Raw genomic sequence first — 16,896 nt, 5'->3', positions numbered from 1 at the left:
CCTAGAGCTTCAGGAGCGAAGCTGCATTGCCCGCAAAAATCTTCGACTTGTCTTCCTCGGTTAGCGAGTAGCCGGAAAGCCACTGCGTGCCCAGACGATTATCGACATACGGCCAATCGACCGAAAACAGGATGCGATCGACGCCCATCTCGGTAATTGCACAGGCCAGCGCGCTGTCGGAAAAATTGCCGCTGGTCGTCAGCCAGAAATGCTTGCAGAAAATATCGCGAAACGCCATGCGGCTGTTACCCGGGCGGGAAAGCGATTGATTGATCCGCCACAACAGAAACGGAAGGCCTTCGCCGAGGTGGCCGATAATGAACTTCAGGCGCGGATATTTTTCGAATACGCCGCTTAAGACCAGCCGAACGCCTTGCGTGGCCGTCTCAACCGTGAAGCCGAGCGCCGGGCCCAATAGTTCGGGGAACTCGCGTGCGTAATCATTGTAATAGACTTCCGCGACCGCGGGGCTTGGGTAAGCGGGATGCAGATAGAGCGGAACATCCAATGCTTCGGCCCGTTCGAAAATCGGCCAAAATTGTTTGTCGTCGATAAAGCGGCCGTGGGTGAGGCCGTGAAGCATCGCCCCTTTGAATCCCAGCCGGGTCACGACCCTCTCAAGTTCATCGGCCGCCGCCGCCGGGTCCGGTGTCGGCAGAATGCCGAATGCCGCAAAGCGCGCCGGGTTGCCTTGAACGACAAGATGCAACCGATCGTTGGTCTGCCGGCTCATGCGCACCGCCGTCTCGGGATCGAGTTGCTGGCAGCCCGGCGCGCCATGCGAAAGCACCTGCAGGTCGATGCCGGCATCGTCCATTTCGCGCAACCGCAAGGTCCCGAGATCGAGTAGCCGTCTTTCCATCTCCGAAAGATCGTCGTGCCTGGTGCCATACAGCAGAGGCGCAAGATCGGGATCGATGTAATGTTCCTCAAGAGCGACGATGCGGGGCTTATCTCTCATTCGGGCTTGTCCAAACTTCAAATATCGCTAGCGGTGTGCAGCTATTGCCAGACCAACACACTCCCTCCCTTTCATCAAGTGGGTGGCGATCCTGCGGCAAGAAATTAGTCAAGCGCCTAAATTCTTTGCGTAGTTTTCGGGCAACTGTAATGCAGCCCCTTTTGCCCTAGTCGCATGACCAAATTCGCGGAGCGGCCGACGAAATCCAGTCGCGACAGGTGCTTCTAATTCAAGGAGATACGGGAAAATAATGAAAATTGCTGTCCCTGGACATGTGCGAACTTGTCCGGCCCGAAATTTGCTTTCTCGTTTGCGTCTTCTCCGCTTTTCGAGCGGGGCAGGTCAACACAGGAAGCGGCAATGGCGGTGGTATCGGAACTTCGCGGGGGCGTTTTCAGTCCCGACGGACAGCGGCAGTCCCGGCCGACAAAAATCGACTTTCAGGAAATATCCAAGTCGTTCCGCTCGGGATTGAACCGGACCACCGTGCTCGATCGCGTCAATCTCAAGATTCCGGAAGGCGAGTTTGTCTCGCTGCTCGGTGAGAGCGGCTGCGGCAAAACCACCCTTCTAAGAATTGCCGCGGGGCTTATTTCGCCAAGCCGCGGCAAACTGGCGATTGACGGCAAGCCGATCTCCAAACCTACGCGGGAAATGGGCTTCGTATTCCAGCAGCCGGTGCTACTGGAATGGCGCAACGTCCTCGAGAACCTGCTTCTGCCGATCGAAATCTTTGGCCTCTCGGCCGAAGAGTATCGACCGAAGGCACGTGAACTCCTGCAGTTGATGGGGCTGGCTCATACGGAGAACCATTATCCCGTTCAGCTCTCCGGCGGCATGCAGCAGCGTGTCGCGATCGCGCGGGCTCTGATCATGAACCCCTCGATCCTTTTCATGGACGAGCCATTTGGCGCGCTGGACGCCATCACGCGCGAACAGATGCATACCGAACTTCTGCGCATCTGGAGCATGAGCGGCGCTACCGCCTTGTTCATCACACATGACATCGGCGAAGCCGTTTACCTGTCCGACAGGGTTGTCGTTCTGTCGAGCCGGCCGGGCCGGGTCAAGAAAACCTTCGACATCGATCTGCCGCGACCGCGCGTGCCGGAACACCGCTTCGATGACCGCTTCGTCTCCCTTTGCAAGGACATGAAGCACTGCATGACGCAATAGGGATCCCGCCGTGAGCAGCATCGAAAAAGCCGCCCCCATGATCGTCGACGACGAAACCATGCCGTCGACCCCCTGGTACTCGACCTCGCTGGGACGGAGCGTGCTGGCGTTGGCCGTGTTCATCATCCTGCTTCTGTTGTGGACGGCTTACGTCAGCATCGCCAAACTCTCGCCGCTCGTGCTGCCGACGCCCTATAGGGTCTGGCAATCGCTCGTGGAAAATACGCTGAACGGCCAGCTGCCGGAGCATTCGGTTACGACGCTGACCGAGATCGTTCTTGGTTTCCTGCTCGGCAGCGTCGTCGGCATCGCGTTGGGCGTTATCACCGCGCGAAGCCAGTTGATGCGGGAAATGCTTGGCCCCTACATTCTCGCCTCGCAAGCGATGCCCAAACTGGCGCTGGCGCCCATCATGGTGGTGTGGATGGGCTTCGGCATCGCACCAAAGGTCGTCATTACGGCACTCATCTGCTTTTTCCCGCTGCTCGAAAACACGATCATCGGGTTGACCTCGACCAGTACGCATCAACTCGAGCTGTTCAGGGCACTCTCCGCGACGGGCTGGCAAACGTTCATCAAATTGCGCGTGCCGAGCGCGCTACCGGTGATTTTTGCCGGACTGCGTGTGGCCGTAACGCTCGCCGTTGTCGGCGCGGTGGTCGGCGAATATGTCGGCGCGAACAAGGGGCTTGGCGCGCTCGTGATCGTCACGCAGGGAAGCTTCGATACGCCTTTGATGTTTGCGATCTTCGTCTATCTGACGGTGATCGGGATCGTCCTCTACAAGCTGATGCAAATGCTGGAGTCCACGTTCTTTTCCTGGCGCACCATCAAACGCGGCGACTGACTGGCATCTTCACTTTCAAATACTCAGGTCTCCATTTTGACTCTCATCGGAAGGAATACATCCATGACTGCAACAAAGCCTTCGTTTTCGCGGCGGCAACTGCTCACGGCCGGTGCTGCAATCGCTATCACGGCTCCCTGGGTCCGAAAGGCCTACGCCGCTGACAAGTTCCGCATGGCGTGCTGGAGTCCGCGATTGGCCGAGCAGGCCAACATCTATGTCTCCGAGGAGAAGGGCTTTTTCAAAGACCAAGGCGTCGACTTCGAGTTCATGCCCGGGCAGGGCGCAGGCGACGCCTTGCGCAATATGATTGCCGGCAACGCCGATGTCGCGTTTTGCGGGCCAGAAGCGATCTATCTTGCCGCCGACAAGGGCAGTGAGTTGAAGGCCATCTATGACATTTACCCGGTCAACGTTTTCAATGTCTTCGCGCTGAAGGACAAGAAGATAACGACGCCGCGTGACCTGAAGGGCAAGAAGATCGGCGTAATCAGCATGGCCAGCGGCACGCGCTACAATCTCGCGACCATCCTGGCGCTCAACGGCATGAGCGAGCGCGATGTCGAACTGGTTGCGCTTGGCATCAATGCGGCGCCGGCGATCATCGAGGGCAAGGTTGACGCGATGGCATCAACCGACTCGATTCTCGCCGGCATGCAGTTGGCAGGCCTCGGCGAAGTCGACGTGCTGTGGGCCAAGGATTTCCTGAACACTTCGACCGACATGTTTGTGGTTGAAGAGAAACAGTTCGAAACGAAAAAGGACCTCATGACCCGGTTCTTGCGGGGCTACAAGAAGGGCATGGAATACACACTCGCCAACCAGGATGAAGCGATCGCCATCACCTCCAAGATCGCGATCGACGGCAAGGACCCGGCGCGGGTGGCGGCCAGCATGAAGCTGCGCCTGGCATGCTCGCAAAATGCGAATACGCAGAAAAACGGGCTTGGCTGGATCGACATTCCGTCGTTGCAGGCAGGCCAGAAAATCTACAAGGATGCGGGCTTCATCAAGAACGACATCGATGCGAGCAAGATCGCGACCAACGAGTTGATTGCCAAGCTATAGAGCGTTTTTGAGCGAAATCGATATCTTCACATGCCAGACGAGTTGTCAGCGCAACTCGTCTGGGTGCTGCAACTGGTCACGGCGTCGCCAGTTTCAGCCCGAGCCCCTGACCCCAATTCTTGGCCAGTGACCTTAAAGCGAACCTGCCGCGAGTTCGCCTCCAATGAGGACGGCGCGCGCCAGCGAACCGCTGGTCACGAGATCTTCCACATCTTCGGCGTCGGTGATCAAAAGATCGGCCCGTGCGCCGACCTGGATCCCCCAATCAGAGCCCAGTCCCATCACGGAAGCAGGGGTTTCGCCGACCATCCTGTAACTGGTTTCCACGTCGGTCAGACCGAGATGCGCGGCGACCATGGTCAGTCGCGCAACTTCCAGCAGATCGCCGGACCCGATCGGCACGAAGGGATCCTGTATATTATCGGAAGCGGCCGATACCTTGACGCCGGCGGCCAGAAGTTCGCGCACACGCGTGACGCCGCGCGGGTGCAATTTCGCAGCTTCGCGGCCTTGCAAAAACAGGTTGGCGGCCGGAAGCGTCACCACGGCGATACCGGCGCTGGCGAAGCCGTCCGCGATCCGCTTGGCATGATCCGGTTCAAGCGCGCTGAGCACCGAGCAATGACCGGCCGTTACCCGGCCTTGCATGCCAAAGGATCGCGTGCGGTCGATCAGTGCATCCAGCATCTGGCGATCCGCATCGAGATGCTCATCGATATGCATATCGAGCGGCAAGCCATGCTCGACAGCCACGCGAAACAGCATATCGAGGAATTCCAGCGGCGGATCGGCAAAAGCCGGAACGCCCCCGATCGCGTCCACGCCCTTGGCCGCTGCCGCATCCAGCCATTGTTTGGCTTGTTCCGGCATGCGGGTGGCGCCGGAGGTGACATGGGCGACCACTTGGAGCGTGAATCGGCCACGCCATTGCTCACGCAGATCGACGAGCGCCTCGACTCCCCGTACGCCGGTCTCGGGATCGATGTTGGTGTGGGTACGAATGGCGACAGTGCCGTGCGCAAGGCATGCCCGAAGCGTCCGCTCGGCCCGCTCCATGATCTCTTCGCGGGTAACGTTCGCCGCCAGCTTCTTGTAACCGGCCAGCGCGCCCTCCAGCGTTCCCTCCGGATTCGATACCACACGCCGGGTGCGGGATTTATCGAGATGCTGATGCATATCAACCAATCCCGGCACTACCAGTTTTCCGGCCAGCTCGATGACCTTCGTATCGGCTGCCGGGATCAAAGCGCGATCGATGGCGGTGATACGGCCATCCTGGCCGATTGCGACGTCGAGTTTTTCGGCGACGTCGGTGCCGTTGCGCAGCACTTGGCCACCGGTCAGCAACGTCGTCCGTTCAGGCATGCTCATTCCGATATTCCGATGCAGGAGTCGTGGGCGGTTGGTCGTCGGCCAAGTCTGGCTTAGCAAAAGTCTGGCTTAGCAAGTCTGGCTTGGACGAAATTATCGTAGCGCCTCCGAAAGTCCGGTTCTTTTTAGCTGAGAACAAAGTTCGTTCGCTCTCGAAGTTTCGAAGCACTGCCGATAATCGGTGCCATGCGCCGCTCAAAAAAACAGCGCGCTGACAAAAATAGCAGCGTGACAATGACCAAATAGCCGAGTTGTATTAGTTGTACAACCAACTAAACGGACTTTCACAATGAAGTGGGTCTTCGGCGCGTTTGGGTTATTTCTCTGGCGAGATGGCGCGAAGACCGGCTGCGATGAAGGGCACCATCGCGCGATAGGCGGCCGACAGGTCGGAAGAGCGTTGCGCTCCGTCGGAAAGCCGCTCCACTCGGCCGCTCTCGGAAAACGTCCCGGACATGACCGAGACCAGGAACAGAAATCCCCATTCCAATTGCGCGCGGCTGCACGAAGGAAGGGACCGTCCCAGCTCCTCGATGAAAATCTGCGCGATCGGATCGTAAAGTCCTTCGGCCAGGCGAAGATACTTTTCCGACGTCGCGACACGGCCGTTGAGGCGCACGTAGGATTTCCAGCCCTCGTCCTCGCCGAGACTCAATTCGAGCAGCGGATGGATCATCGCCTCGACGATCTTCTCAACCGGCAGCGCGGCTGTATTAGTTTCGCTGCGGAAGCGTGCAAGCATGTCGAGGCGCAGCTTGCTGAGCTCTTCGACGCGACGCGCAAGCACCTGCCGGAAAAGCTCTTCCTTGCTCTTGAAGTAGTAATGATTGAGGCCGAGGCGTGCCTGCGCCAGCTCAGCCACTTCGCGGATCGTCACCGCGTCGAATTCATGTTGAGCGAACAGGGCTTCGGCGGCGTCAAGCAGCCGTTCGCGCGTCGCGGCCGCCGGGACACGGGGCTTTTTTGCCGTCATGGTCATAGGTCGCTCGTACAACAAAGAACCGTCCCTGCGAAAGCACAGATTCGTGCGGTTCTCAAGTCAGCTTTTGCCTCGGTTGGCACCGGCCCATGCCCGTTTCCGCAAAGCAGGCGCTCCTGCGCGCCCCGAATTGGGGGAGCGGCAACTCGTCGTGGGACCACGACGAAGGCGGTTTCGCAATGAAGCCGGCGCCATTTCAATACGCGGCTCCAACGGCGGTTGAGGACGTCCTGACGCTTCTCGCAATTCATCGTTCGACTGCCAAGCTGCTGGCTGGTGGCCAAAGCCTCGTGCCATTGATGAATTATCGAAAAGAACGGCCGTCCGTCGTGATCGATCTCAATCGCGTCGAGGCCCTTCGAAACATTCTCATCGATCATGGCGGGCTGACGCTTGGTGCAATGGTTCGCTACGCCGAAGTCGAGCGTAGCACTGAGGTCGCCGAAAACTGGCCGCTGCTCTCGCACGCCATCGGCCATATCGCCCATCAGCAAATTCGCAGCCGGGGCACCATCGGTGGCAGCCTGGCGCAAAATCACCCTGGCGCAGAGATGCCGTTGGTCCTGCTCTGCCTCGACGCGATGCTTGGCGTGCGTGGTCCGGCGGGAGCGCGAACATTGCCGATCGACGATTTTTACACCAGCGACGGGAAGACGACGCTCGGCGCCGACGAAATGCTTGTCGATGCGAAATTACCCGCCATGCCGGAAAAAGCCGGTTGGGGTTTTTGCGAGGTGAATCGCCGCCATGGCGACGCGTCGATCGTCGCGGCGGCGGCCGTGTTGGTGCGAGACGGGCCAGGTATTTCCTTTGCGCGTATCGTCATCACTGGCGTCGCCAATCGGCCAGTCCGGTTTTCTGCTGCGGAAGCGCAGCTTGTGAAACACGCCAACTTGCAATCCTTTGCGGACAGTCTCACTGGCTTGGCCGCGGATTTTCTTCCCCCTGATACGCCGTTTGCGCCGAGTTGGTACCGGCGCGACATCGCGGTCACAATTGTCGCGCGTGCCATTGAGGATGCATGGCGGCGGACGTCGGAGGCCTGCCATGTTGCATGACACCTTCATCGTCAGCACCAAGATCAACGAGCGGGTCGTCACGGCGACGGTTGAAGCGCGCGTCAGCCTTTCCGATTTCATTCGCCACGAGGCGGGACTCACCGGCACGCACGTCGGCTGTGAACATGGCTTTTGCGGGAGTTGTACCGTTCTTATGGACGGTGAGCCCGTTCGTGCGTGTCTTTTGTTTGCTGTGCAGGCGGAGGGACGATCGGTCGAAACGGTCGAGTCATTGGGCACTGAAGAAAAGCTTCATCCGCTTCAGACCGCATTCTGGGAACATCACGGCCTGCAATGCGGGTTTTGTACCCCCGGCATCCTGATGACGCTCCGCGCCTATTTGGAAGCAAAACCGGATCCAAGCGCCGACGAGATTCGCGAAGCGCTGGCAGGGAATCTCTGCCGCTGTACCGGCTATCAGCAAATGATTAAGGCCACGGAGGCGGCTGCGAAGACGCTCCGGGAGAACAACGGCGGAGCCGCGGCATGAATACGCGGGTCATCGGCGAACGCATCAAACGGAGTGAAGATCCGCGGCTTCTGGCCGGCAAAGGTGTCTATGTTGACGACATTCATCTGCTCGGCATGGCGCACGGCGCGGTCCTGCGCAGTCCGCACGCCAAGGCCCGGATACTCGGCATCGACACATCGCGAGCCCTGGCCTTGCCGGGAGTGCTCGCTGTTATTACGGCGGCTGATCTCGGCCACGCCAATTCGCCGATGCCGCTGCTTTTCCTCGATCGAGGGTTCATTTTCCCCCGGACCCATCGTGCACTGGCGATCGATCAGGTTCGCTTCCACGGCGAAGCCATCGCTTTCGTCGTCGCCGAAAGCCGCTACATCGCCGAGGACGCGCTCGAACTGATCGACGTCGCGTACCAAACATCGCAGGCAGCCGTCGATCTCGTCGAGGCGTCCCGCAGCGGCGCGCCTCTGGTCCATGACGACACCGACAGCAACATCGCCTGTCGTACGGTTACCGAATATGGCGACCTTGCGTCTGCCTTTGCCAATGCAAGCTTTGTTCTTCGGGAAGAACTCCGGCCCGAGCGCGGCTGCGCGCAACCGATGGAGACCCGCGGAGCCGTCGCGGATTTCGATGCGAGGACCGGGAAGCTGACACTCTGGGACTCCACCCAGGCGCCGATTCCAACCCGAGGCATTCTCGCCGAAAAGCTGCAAATGGCGGAAGCCGACATAACCGTAATTGCGCCCGACGTCGGTGGAGGCTTCGGGGTGAAGATCATGCTTCTCTACGCCGAGGAAGTTCTGGTTCCTTTCGCGGCGCGGCTGCTCAAGCGTCCCGTGAAGTGGATCGAGGATCGCCACGAGCATTTCATCGGCTCGAACCACGAGCGATTGATGGTGCACGATGTCGAAGTCGCCGTCATGGACGACGGCCGTATCACTGCGTTGAAAGACGTCTTTCTTTACGACAGTGGCGCCTACTGTCCCTATGGCCCGGTGAACGCCGAATGCTGCCAGGGTATCCTGCCCGGTCCATACAAAATTCCGAATATTTATACCGAGTACGTCGCCGTCTACACCAATACGCCGATCGTCAGTCCTTACCGGGGCGCGGGTCAGCCGCATGCCGTCTTCGTGATGGAGACGATCATGAACCGGATCGCGACGAGGCTTGAACTGGATGTTGCCGAGGTGCGCCGGCGTAATCTGGTGACGCCCGCCGATTGCCCCTGGAACGCCGGTGTCGTGTTCCAGGGTAATTCGCCGCTGATCCACCGGGATTGCGACTACCCGGCCCAATTCCATCTCCTGCTGGATTCGCTCGGTTATCAAGCTTTTCGCGAGCAGCAGGCGAAGGCGCGCGCCAACGGAATTTATAAGGGCGTCGGGCTTGCCTTTTATGTCGAAGGCACCGGCATCGCATCTTATGAAGGCGTCGAGGTCTGCGTCGAACCGACAGGCTTTGTAAGGGTCACAACCGGCTATCCATCCCAAGGGCAGGGGCACGCCACGACGATCTCCCAGATCGTCGCCGAAGAACTCGGCGTCGACATGAGCAACATCGTTTTTCAGCAGGGCAACTCCGATCAGTTTGCCTGGGGTGGAGCGACATTTGCCAGCCGTGGCACCGTCATCGGCGGTACCGCGGCGGTGCGCGCCACCCGAAAGGTCCGGGAGCGCGCGCTCGCGATGGCCTCGGACATGCTCGAAGTATCACCCATCGACCTGGAGATTGTTTCCGGCGTCGTGCGGGTGAAGGGCGTGCATCAGATGTGCACGGACTTGAAAACGCTCTCGCTCGCCGCCGCGATGCCGGGGCTTGAAACCGGCGATGAGCCGGGGTTGCGGGCGACGGGTTTCTTTCGTCCTGTTGGTGGAACGTTTTCGAGCGGCGTTCACGCCATGATAGTTGATGTCGATCTCGGCACCGGCGTCGTTACAATTGATCGCCACGTCGTCGTTCATGATTGCGGCCTCATGATCAATCCGACGATCGTCGAGGGGCAGATATTCGGCGGCACGGCGCAAGGCATTGGCGGCGCCCATTACGAGAAGCTTTGGTTCAGTCCGACCGGGGAACTGCTCACGACCGGTTTCGCCGACTACATCATGCCGACGGCGATGGAAATTCCCTTCATTGAAATCCACCACCTCGATCGCGCGTCCAGTCTCAACCCTCTCGGCGTCAAGGGGGTCGGCGAGGGCGGTGCGATCCCGGTCCCTGCGGCATTCGCCGGCGCTGTCGAAGACGCGCTGGCTCCCCTCGGCGTATCGATCAGCGCCGTGCCGCTGACCGCGCCGATGATCCTCGAACATATACGCAAGGCTCAAAAGAAGCTGGTGGGCCAGACCGCTTGACCGGCATATTGAACGGAGAAACGTGAGTGTCAGAATATATTGTGGCCATAGACGTCGGTGGCACCTTCACCGACATGATTGGATATCACGTCGAAAGCGGCAAGGTCACATCCGCAAAGACGCCGTCGACGCCGCCAGATTTCATCGACGGCATGATCAACGGCATCGCCGCCTTGAATCTTGCGCCGGATCAGATCCGGCTGATCAAGATCGGCACCACGATCGCGACCAATACCATCATCATGCGCACCGGGGCACGGACGGCGCTACTCACCACGCACGGTTTCCGGGACGTCTTGCACGCCGCGCGCGCATCGCGCCCGACATTGTACGATTCCGACTGGGATCCGGCACCGGCGCTCGTAAGCCGCCGCGATACGCTCGGCGTCAAGGAACGCGTCGCCTATGACGGCGAGGTGCTTGAGGCGATCGATATCGACGGGCTTCGACAGACGGCCAAAGCCCTGAAGGAACGGGACACCAAATCAGTGGCGATCAGTTTCCTGCACAGCTACGTCAACGGCATCAATGAGGCCGCGGCCAAGGAATTTCTACAACGCGAGTTGCCTGATCATTACATCTGCGTTTCGTCGGAAATCCTGCCCGAGATTCGCGAGTTCGAGCGTACCAGCACCACGGTAGCAAACGCCTATCTGGGGCCGGTGCTGGAACGTTACCTTTCGAGATTGGCAGAACGGCTCGAGGCATTCGGATACACCGGTCCCGCCCTCATCACACATTCCGGCGGCGGTCTGATGTCGCTTGATGCGGCGCGGCGCATGCCCGCGCGGATCTGTCAGTCCGGGCCTGCTGCCGGTGTGGTCGCCGGTGCCAATATCGGCCGGTCGGCCGGGCGTCCAAACGTCATCAACCTCGATATCGGAGGAACCAGCGCCGACGTTTCTTTATCGATCGGTGGGCAGGCCCTGATCCGTTCCGAATGGAATATGGATTTCAACATCACGATCAATTTTCCGGCCGTGGACGTGTCGACGGTCGGCGCCGGTGGTGGCTCGATCGCACGCGTTGACGCCGGCGGCGCGCTTCGCGTCGGCCCGGATAGCGCCGGCGCCCGGCCTGGGCCGGCGTGCTATGGCCAAGGCGGCGTCGAGCCGACCGTCACCGACGCGAACCTTGTGCTGGGTCGCCTCGATCCCGACACCCGTCTTGCCGGCAAAGTTGCGATGAATCGCGATCTCGCCGAAGCGGCGATCGCGCGCATTGCCAAGCCGCTGAACCTTTCAGTTACGGACGCTGCCGTCGGGCTGCTCCGCATCATGCGTGCCAACATGGCGAGCGGCATTCGGCTGTTGTCGGTCAAGCGCGGCCACGACCCTCGGGGCTTCTCGCTGGTCGCATTCGGTGGCGCCGGACCGCTCCATGCCGTCGGGCTGGCCCGCGAGCTTGGCATTCCAGAAGTGATCGTTCCCTTTTACCCCGGCTGCGGATCTGCGCTTGGCAACCTCTTTGTCGAAGTTCGCCATGACTTCGTGAAGTCGCTTTTCGAGACAAGCAGCCGCTACAATCTCGGCCGTATCCAGGCCGTCGTGGCGGACCTCGAAACGCAAGCCCGCGAGCGCCTGAAGGCGGAAGGGGTCAGTGAAGGCCACATGATCCTTCGCCGCTCCATCGAGGTGCGCAATTACGGCCAAGTGTCCGGAAGCATCCTCGTTCCGCTGCCGGAGGCGGATATCACCCCGCAGACAATCGAAAGTATCTTTGAAGCCTACAAGCGACACCAGGCGACGATTTACGGCTCTACCTTCAATGACGTTGTCTCCGAGTTCGAGCTTGTAAATGCCCGGATCAGCGCGGAAGGCGACCGTGCCATCGAAATCGATCCGATCTACGTCAATGAGCCGCAGGCCGAGCCGAAGCCCGTTAGCAGCCGCAAGGTCTATTTCGAAGGCTCAGGCTGGCTCGACACGCCGATCTACCGCCGGCCCGAACTGCCGGCCGGATTTTCCGTCGTGGGCCCCGCGATCATCGAACAGAACGATACCACCACGCTACTCGATCCGGGCTCCAGGGCAACGGTTGACGAGCGCCTGAATCTCCTTTGCCAAGTGAGCTGACCATGAAACTCGATCCGATAACCTTTGAAGTCCTCCGCAACGCGCTGAGCAACATGTGCGACGAAGGCAGCGAGATGATCGCGCGGCTGGCGTATGCCGCGACGATCAGCGAGGGCCACGATCATTCCTGCGCGATCCTGAACCGGAAGGGCCATCTGATCGCGCATGGCAACCGCGATCAGGCCCCGCATATCGGCTCGTTCGAGCCTTCGGTCGCGGTGATCAAGGACTGGTTTCCGGTCATGGATCCCGGTGACGTCTACATCTTCAACGATCCCTATTCAGGCGGCATCCACACCAACGACGTGAAGCTGATCCGCCCGATTTTCTACAAGGGCGAGGTTGTGGCTTTCAACTGCAGCACCGGCCATTGGCCTGATGTTGGCGGCGCCCTTCCGGGCAGTTTCAATCCGCGTGCGGTGGATTGCTATTCCGAAGGGATCCGAATCCCGCCGATGAAGATTTTCCGCGGCGAAGAGCTCGACCGGACCGTCGTCACGCTGATCGAATACAACATGCGGAACGGACGCGAGCGGCTCGCAGACGTCTATGCGCAGTATCGTTCGGGCATCCTCATGGAAGAGCGCCTGTGCGACATGCTCGATCGGCATGGTATCGATGTCGTCGAGCAATTGTTCGATGACGTGATCGAATACACCGAAACCATGTTTCGGAAAGAGGTCGCTGAACTACCCGACGGAACATTTGAGTTCGAGGATTTTTCCGACCGTGACGTGATGCATCCCGATCAGCCGCGGATTCGTGTCCACTGCAAGATGACGATCGCAGGTGACCGGGTCAGCTTCGATTATCGCGGCAGCGACCCCGCGCCACGCGGCCCGTTCGGCTTTCCGCGCGGCTCGCTTGAGACCGCGATCTTTGACGGTACGCTGCATTGCTTTCCGCATTTGGCGCCGCTCAACCGCGGCCTGTCGCGCGGTATCGAAGTTATCTCGACCCCCGGCAGTTGCGTCGATATCGTCGAGCCGACGCCGGTCTCCGGTTACGCCTGCGGCGCGTATGAGAAAGTTGCTGCGGTGACGATGGCGTGCTGGGCGCAGGCCTTCTCGTCGGTCAATCCGCGACGCATGTATGCGGCCGGGATCAATCTCGCCAATTTGTGCATCGGCGGCGTTCATCCGAAAACCGGCAGGCCCTTTGTCAACTATCTCTGGAACGAAGGCGGCCAGGGGGCCCGCAGCTACAAGGACGGCAATTCCTTCCAGATGATGATCTTCATCGGCGGGGCCACGAACCAGCCGGTTGAAATTCTCGAGCGCTGGTACCCGCTGCTGTACACGCATTGCGAGGCTGTGAAGGACTCCAGCGGCGACGGTGAGTATCGTGGCGGATTGGGGATCGATCGCAGCTTCAAGGCGCTCGGCGAGATTACCATGACCATGCATGGCGATCGCGGGGAGGTGACGCCGTTCGGCCTGGCCGGTGGCACCAATGGCGGGGCCAATATCCTCAATCTGCACCGGAATGCGGACAGCGAAGAAACCCACCTTGGCATGCACGCGATGGGTATCACGCTCTCGCCCGGTGACCATGTGATCTACCGGTCGAACGGCGGTGGCGGATTTGGCAATCCGCTGAAGCGCGACCCGGCGCTCGTGCTCGCCGATGTGGAAGATGGCTGGGTATCGCCTGAGAAAGCCCGCGACGTTTATGGCGTGATCGTCCTTCGAGATGACGCGCAACAGGGACGTTTTCACATCGATACACCAGCGACGCTGGCCAAACGCCACGAACTTTCAGGGAGGAAAGTCAACAGAGGGTACGGCTTCGGCGAGGTCCACCCCCTTGGAGAGACCGTCACTATCATAGAGCGAAGCAAAGTCGCCTAGTCGAAAGTATTCAGCATTCACCCCAACACGGAGATGAATATGACCACGAAGTTACGACATTATGCGTTGCTTGTTGCGCTGGCCTCATCGTGCGCTTTCTCGCTTCCGGCCGCGGCTGCGGACGTCAAGGCGTCCGCGCTTTTCACCCAGAAAGTATCCGAGGGTAATTGGGATCCGCCCGGCTATGCCGGGTTTGACGCGGCTGCCAAGAAGCACGGCTGGAAAAGCAATTATGCGGAGGAGGCTACTTACGACAAGGCGCCCGAAATTCTCGCAGACTTCGCTTCACGCGGCTCCAATCTCGTGATCGCCCATAGCAGCGGCTACGCCTCGGCGGTGCTCGATGCCGCGCCGAATTTCCCGAAAACGACCTTTTCGGTCGTGTCCGCGCTGGCGAGCACCAAAGGTCTTCCGAACGTCAATGGCTGGGCCTTCAAGTGGCAGGAAGTCGGTTATCTGGCCGGCGTCACCGCAGGACTCTCGACCAAGTCGAACAAGGTCGGCGTCGTTTGCGCCGACGTAATTCCGGCCTTCACTCAAGCGATCGCCGGATTCATGGAGGGCGTGAAGCACGTCAACCCCAATGCCAAGGTAATCGTTTCCTGGGTCGGATCGTTTACTGACGCCGCCAAGGCGAAGCAGTTGACGCTGGCCCAGATTTCGCAAGGCGTCGACCTGGTCGTCGCCTGGGCGGATACCGCGGGCCTCGGCGTAACCGAAGCGATCAAGCAGGAGAAGGTCGCCACCATCGGCATGTACTCCGACGAGGAGGCCATGGCGCCTGACCAAATGCTGACCAGCGTGATGCTGAACTTCCCCAAGGTCTACGCGCAGATCGGCGATCTTTATTCGGCCGGCAAGCTTGAGCCCAAGGTCTACACCCTGACGGCCAAGGACGATTACATCAAGTTGGCCGCATTCCACCATTTGACGCCTGAAGTCGAGGCCAAGATCAACGCGGTCATGACCGAGATCAAGGACGGAAAGATCACCATCCCCGACACCGACTACAAGCCGTAACATCTCATGAACCGGTGGTATCCGCAGGACCTCGCGGATACCACCATACGAGAGACTTTCCGAATGCATGTGCGATTGCAGGACGTCACCAAGCGGTTCGGAGGGATTGCCGCAAACGACGCCATCACGGTCAGTTTTCAATCGGGTAAAATCCACACGTTGCTCGGCGAGAATGGCGCCGGCAAGACGACGCTGGTTCGCATCCTTGCCGGCCTGCTGAATCCGGACGCCGGCTCGATTTCGATCGACGGCCATCCTGTCAGCATCGATTCTCCAAAACATGCCATCGCGCTCGGTATCGCGCTGGTGAGCCAGCACCCGATGATTGCCGGCCATCTCACCGTGCTGGAAAACATCATTGCCGCAAGAGCCGGCGGTCAACGAACGATTATCAAGATGAAGGCGTTGCGCGGCGAGGTCGAACAAATCGCCGCCGACTGCGGGTTCAAGCTCGACCTCGATGCCAAGGCTCAATCGATAAGCCTCGGCGCGCAGAAGCAGCTCGAGATCGTCCGCACACTGCTCAGCGGCGCCAGGCTGATCATTTTCGACGAACCGACAGACGTTCTCACTCCCGCGGAAAGCGATGCATTCTTTGTTCTCATTCGCCGTCTTGCGGATCAAGGCAAGGCGATTGTTATGATCACCCACTTTCTTCGCGAAGCCATTGCCCATTCGCAGGCGATCACAATCTTGAAGAGAGGCCGCCTGGTCGCCAGTGTCGTGCCGGCCGAAACGACGCCGGCGCAACTTGCCGAACTAATGGTCGGTGTCTTGCCGTCCATTGTGGCCGCAACCGAGGAAACGCCGGGTCGAGTCCGCAAGACCGTGCTTGAGGTCGACAATGTTTCGGTCGAAGAGGACAGGCGGCAGATCGTCCGCCGTGTCTCTTTGACGGTAAGCGAAGGGGAAATCGTCGGCATTGCCGGTGTTGCAGGCAACGGTCAGGAGGATCTGATCGAGGCCATCGTCGGGCTGCGCCAGGCAACGGAAGGCCGAATTACCATTGATGGCACTCACGTTGGCTTTGGCGAGACCCGAAAACTCATCCGGGATGACCGCATTGGGTATGTGCCCCCGGACAGGCACCGGGACGGGCTCGCAGGTGTCATGTCGGTGGCCGACAATCTCAGCTTTGAAGTGCTTGAGCGACGTGGAATGTCGCGCTTCGGTCTCCGCCGGTTTCAGGCCTCCGCACGTCACGCGTCGAGATTGATCGAGCGCTATCGCATTCAGCCGCCCCGTCCCGAGACGGCCGCGGAAAAGCTTTCGGGCGGCAATCAGCAAAAACTGATCCTGGCGCGTGTGCTTGATCGGAACCCCAGGCTTCTCATCGTGTGCAATCCATCCCGGGGACTCGATGTCGGGGCCACGGCGTGGGTGTGGGATAGTGTTCGCCGCGTCCGGAACGAGAATGGGGCCGTGCTTCTGCTCTCGGGCGACCTTGACGAAATCAGATCGCTTTCGGACAGAATCCTCGTCTTCTTTCGCGGTAGCGTCTCGGGCGAACTTTCTCCCGATGAGGCGAGTTCTGAAAGGCTCGGGCTGCTGATGGGCGGAGCCGGAGGTGAACATGCCGCTTAGCAGCTATTTCCCGGCGTTCACCTGGCCTGCCTTTGCCGGAAACCGGCGCGTCGGTTTCGCGGTCCTGCCGCTCGCGGGCAT

General features: G+C 59.8%; 13 protein-coding genes. 10 read left to right on the top strand and 3 right to left on the bottom strand.

Annotated features, from left to right (window positions below; all coding sequences use genetic code 11):
- Nucleotide 1 precedes the first annotated feature (1 nt).
- Nucleotides 2-961 (bottom strand): amidohydrolase family protein, encoded by a 960-nt coding sequence (locus HB676_RS20590; protein WP_213739895.1) that lies wholly within the window; start codon nt 959-961, stop codon nt 2-4.
- A 360-nt stretch (nt 962-1,321) separates the two neighbouring features.
- On the opposite strand from HB676_RS20590, the gene HB676_RS20585 reads away from it, so the two are divergent.
- From HB676_RS20585 to HB676_RS20575, 3 genes are all read left to right on the top strand, one after another.
- Complete coding sequence (locus HB676_RS20585) at nt 1,322-2,137, top strand: ABC transporter ATP-binding protein (RefSeq protein WP_213739893.1); 816 nt, start codon at nt 1,322-1,324, stop codon at nt 2,135-2,137.
- A gap of 10 nt (nt 2,138-2,147) precedes the next feature.
- On the top strand, nt 2,148-2,984 hold the full coding sequence (locus HB676_RS34110; protein ID WP_213739891.1) for an ABC transporter permease: 837 nt from the start codon (nt 2,148-2,150) through the stop codon (nt 2,982-2,984).
- Nucleotides 2,985-3,047: 63 nt separating this feature from the next.
- Nucleotides 3,048-4,052 carry an ABC transporter substrate-binding protein gene (locus HB676_RS20575; RefSeq protein ID WP_213739889.1) on the top strand — a complete coding sequence of 335 codons (1,005 nt, stop codon included), beginning with the start codon at nt 3,048-3,050 and terminating at the stop codon, nt 4,050-4,052.
- Between the two features lie 132 nt (nt 4,053-4,184).
- Here the strand turns inward: HB676_RS20575 and HB676_RS20570 are convergent, their stop codons facing one another.
- Both HB676_RS20570 and HB676_RS20565 read right to left on the bottom strand, forming a co-directional pair.
- Nucleotides 4,185-5,423, bottom strand: coding sequence for an amidohydrolase family protein (locus HB676_RS20570; protein WP_213739887.1), 1,239 nt, complete (start codon nt 5,421-5,423; stop codon nt 4,185-4,187).
- Between the two features lie 316 nt (nt 5,424-5,739).
- On the bottom strand, nt 5,740-6,402 hold the full coding sequence (locus tag HB676_RS20565) for a TetR/AcrR family transcriptional regulator (RefSeq protein ID WP_213739886.1): 663 nt from the start codon (nt 6,400-6,402) through the stop codon (nt 5,740-5,742).
- Between the two features lie 89 nt (nt 6,403-6,491).
- On the opposite strand from HB676_RS20565, the gene HB676_RS20560 reads away from it, so the two are divergent.
- The 7 genes from HB676_RS20560 to HB676_RS20530 are packed head-to-tail and all read left to right on the top strand — an operon-like array spanning nt 6,492 to nt 16,815.
- The gene (locus HB676_RS20560) at nt 6,492-7,460 is read left to right on the top strand and encodes a xanthine dehydrogenase family protein subunit M (protein ID WP_213739884.1); all 969 of its coding nucleotides are present in this window, start codon (nt 6,492-6,494) and stop codon (nt 7,458-7,460) included.
- Entirely contained in the window at nt 7,450-7,950 is a 501-nt protein-coding gene (locus tag HB676_RS20555) for a (2Fe-2S)-binding protein (protein ID WP_213739882.1), read from the top strand. Before HB676_RS20560 ends, HB676_RS20555 begins: the two co-directional genes overlap by 11 nt.
- Complete coding sequence (locus HB676_RS20550) at nt 7,947-10,286, top strand: xanthine dehydrogenase family protein molybdopterin-binding subunit (RefSeq protein WP_213739880.1); 2,340 nt, start codon at nt 7,947-7,949, stop codon at nt 10,284-10,286. Before HB676_RS20555 ends, HB676_RS20550 begins: the two co-directional genes overlap by 4 nt.
- A 26-nt stretch (nt 10,287-10,312) precedes the next feature.
- The gene (locus HB676_RS20545; protein ID WP_213739879.1) at nt 10,313-12,361 is read left to right on the top strand and encodes a hydantoinase/oxoprolinase family protein; all 2,049 of its coding nucleotides are present in this window, start codon (nt 10,313-10,315) and stop codon (nt 12,359-12,361) included.
- Between the two features lie 2 nt (nt 12,362-12,363).
- Nucleotides 12,364-14,211 (top strand): hydantoinase B/oxoprolinase family protein, encoded by a 1,848-nt coding sequence (locus HB676_RS20540; RefSeq protein WP_213739876.1) that lies wholly within the window; start codon nt 12,364-12,366, stop codon nt 14,209-14,211.
- 39 nt (nt 14,212-14,250) lie between these two features.
- Nucleotides 14,251-15,231: a BMP family protein gene (locus HB676_RS20535; protein WP_213739875.1), complete on the top strand. Its 981-nt coding sequence runs from the start codon at nt 14,251-14,253 to the stop codon at nt 15,229-15,231.
- Nucleotides 15,232-15,237: 6 nt separating this feature from the next.
- Nucleotides 15,238-16,815 carry an ABC transporter ATP-binding protein gene (locus HB676_RS20530; protein WP_346347392.1) on the top strand — a complete coding sequence of 526 codons (1,578 nt, stop codon included), beginning with the start codon at nt 15,238-15,240 and terminating at the stop codon, nt 16,813-16,815.
- Nucleotides 16,816-16,896 lie beyond the last annotated feature (81 nt).

The sequence above is a fragment of the Bradyrhizobium sp. dw_411 genome (assembly GCF_018449695.1).
Classification (GTDB): Bacteria; Pseudomonadota; Alphaproteobacteria; order Rhizobiales; family Xanthobacteraceae; genus Bradyrhizobium.
Note: the sequence above shows the minus strand (reverse complement) of the source record. Positions and strands in the feature narration are given on the sequence as shown.

Coding starts and splice junctions, on each gene's coding strand:
- HB676_RS20590 (WP_213739895.1), bottom strand. CDS start 961: ATGAGAGATAAGCCCCGCATCGTCGCTCTTGAGGAACATTACATCGAT.
- HB676_RS20585 (WP_213739893.1), top strand. CDS start 1,322: ATGGCGGTGGTATCGGAACTTCGCGGGGGCGTTTTCAGTCCCGACGGA.
- HB676_RS20575 (WP_213739889.1), top strand. CDS start 3,048: ATGACTGCAACAAAGCCTTCGTTTTCGCGGCGGCAACTGCTCACGGCC.
- HB676_RS20570 (WP_213739887.1), bottom strand. CDS start 5,423: ATGAGCATGCCTGAACGGACGACGTTGCTGACCGGTGGCCAAGTGCTG.
- HB676_RS20565 (WP_213739886.1), bottom strand. CDS start 6,402: ATGACCATGACGGCAAAAAAGCCCCGTGTCCCGGCGGCCGCGACGCGC.
- HB676_RS20560 (WP_213739884.1), top strand. CDS start 6,492: ATGCCCGTTTCCGCAAAGCAGGCGCTCCTGCGCGCCCCGAATTGGGGG.
- HB676_RS20555 (WP_213739882.1), top strand. CDS start 7,450: ATGTTGCATGACACCTTCATCGTCAGCACCAAGATCAACGAGCGGGTC.
- HB676_RS20550 (WP_213739880.1), top strand. CDS start 7,947: ATGAATACGCGGGTCATCGGCGAACGCATCAAACGGAGTGAAGATCCG.
- HB676_RS20540 (WP_213739876.1), top strand. CDS start 12,364: ATGAAACTCGATCCGATAACCTTTGAAGTCCTCCGCAACGCGCTGAGC.
- HB676_RS20535 (WP_213739875.1), top strand. CDS start 14,251: ATGACCACGAAGTTACGACATTATGCGTTGCTTGTTGCGCTGGCCTCA.
- HB676_RS20530 (WP_346347392.1), top strand. CDS start 15,238: ATGAACCGGTGGTATCCGCAGGACCTCGCGGATACCACCATACGAGAG.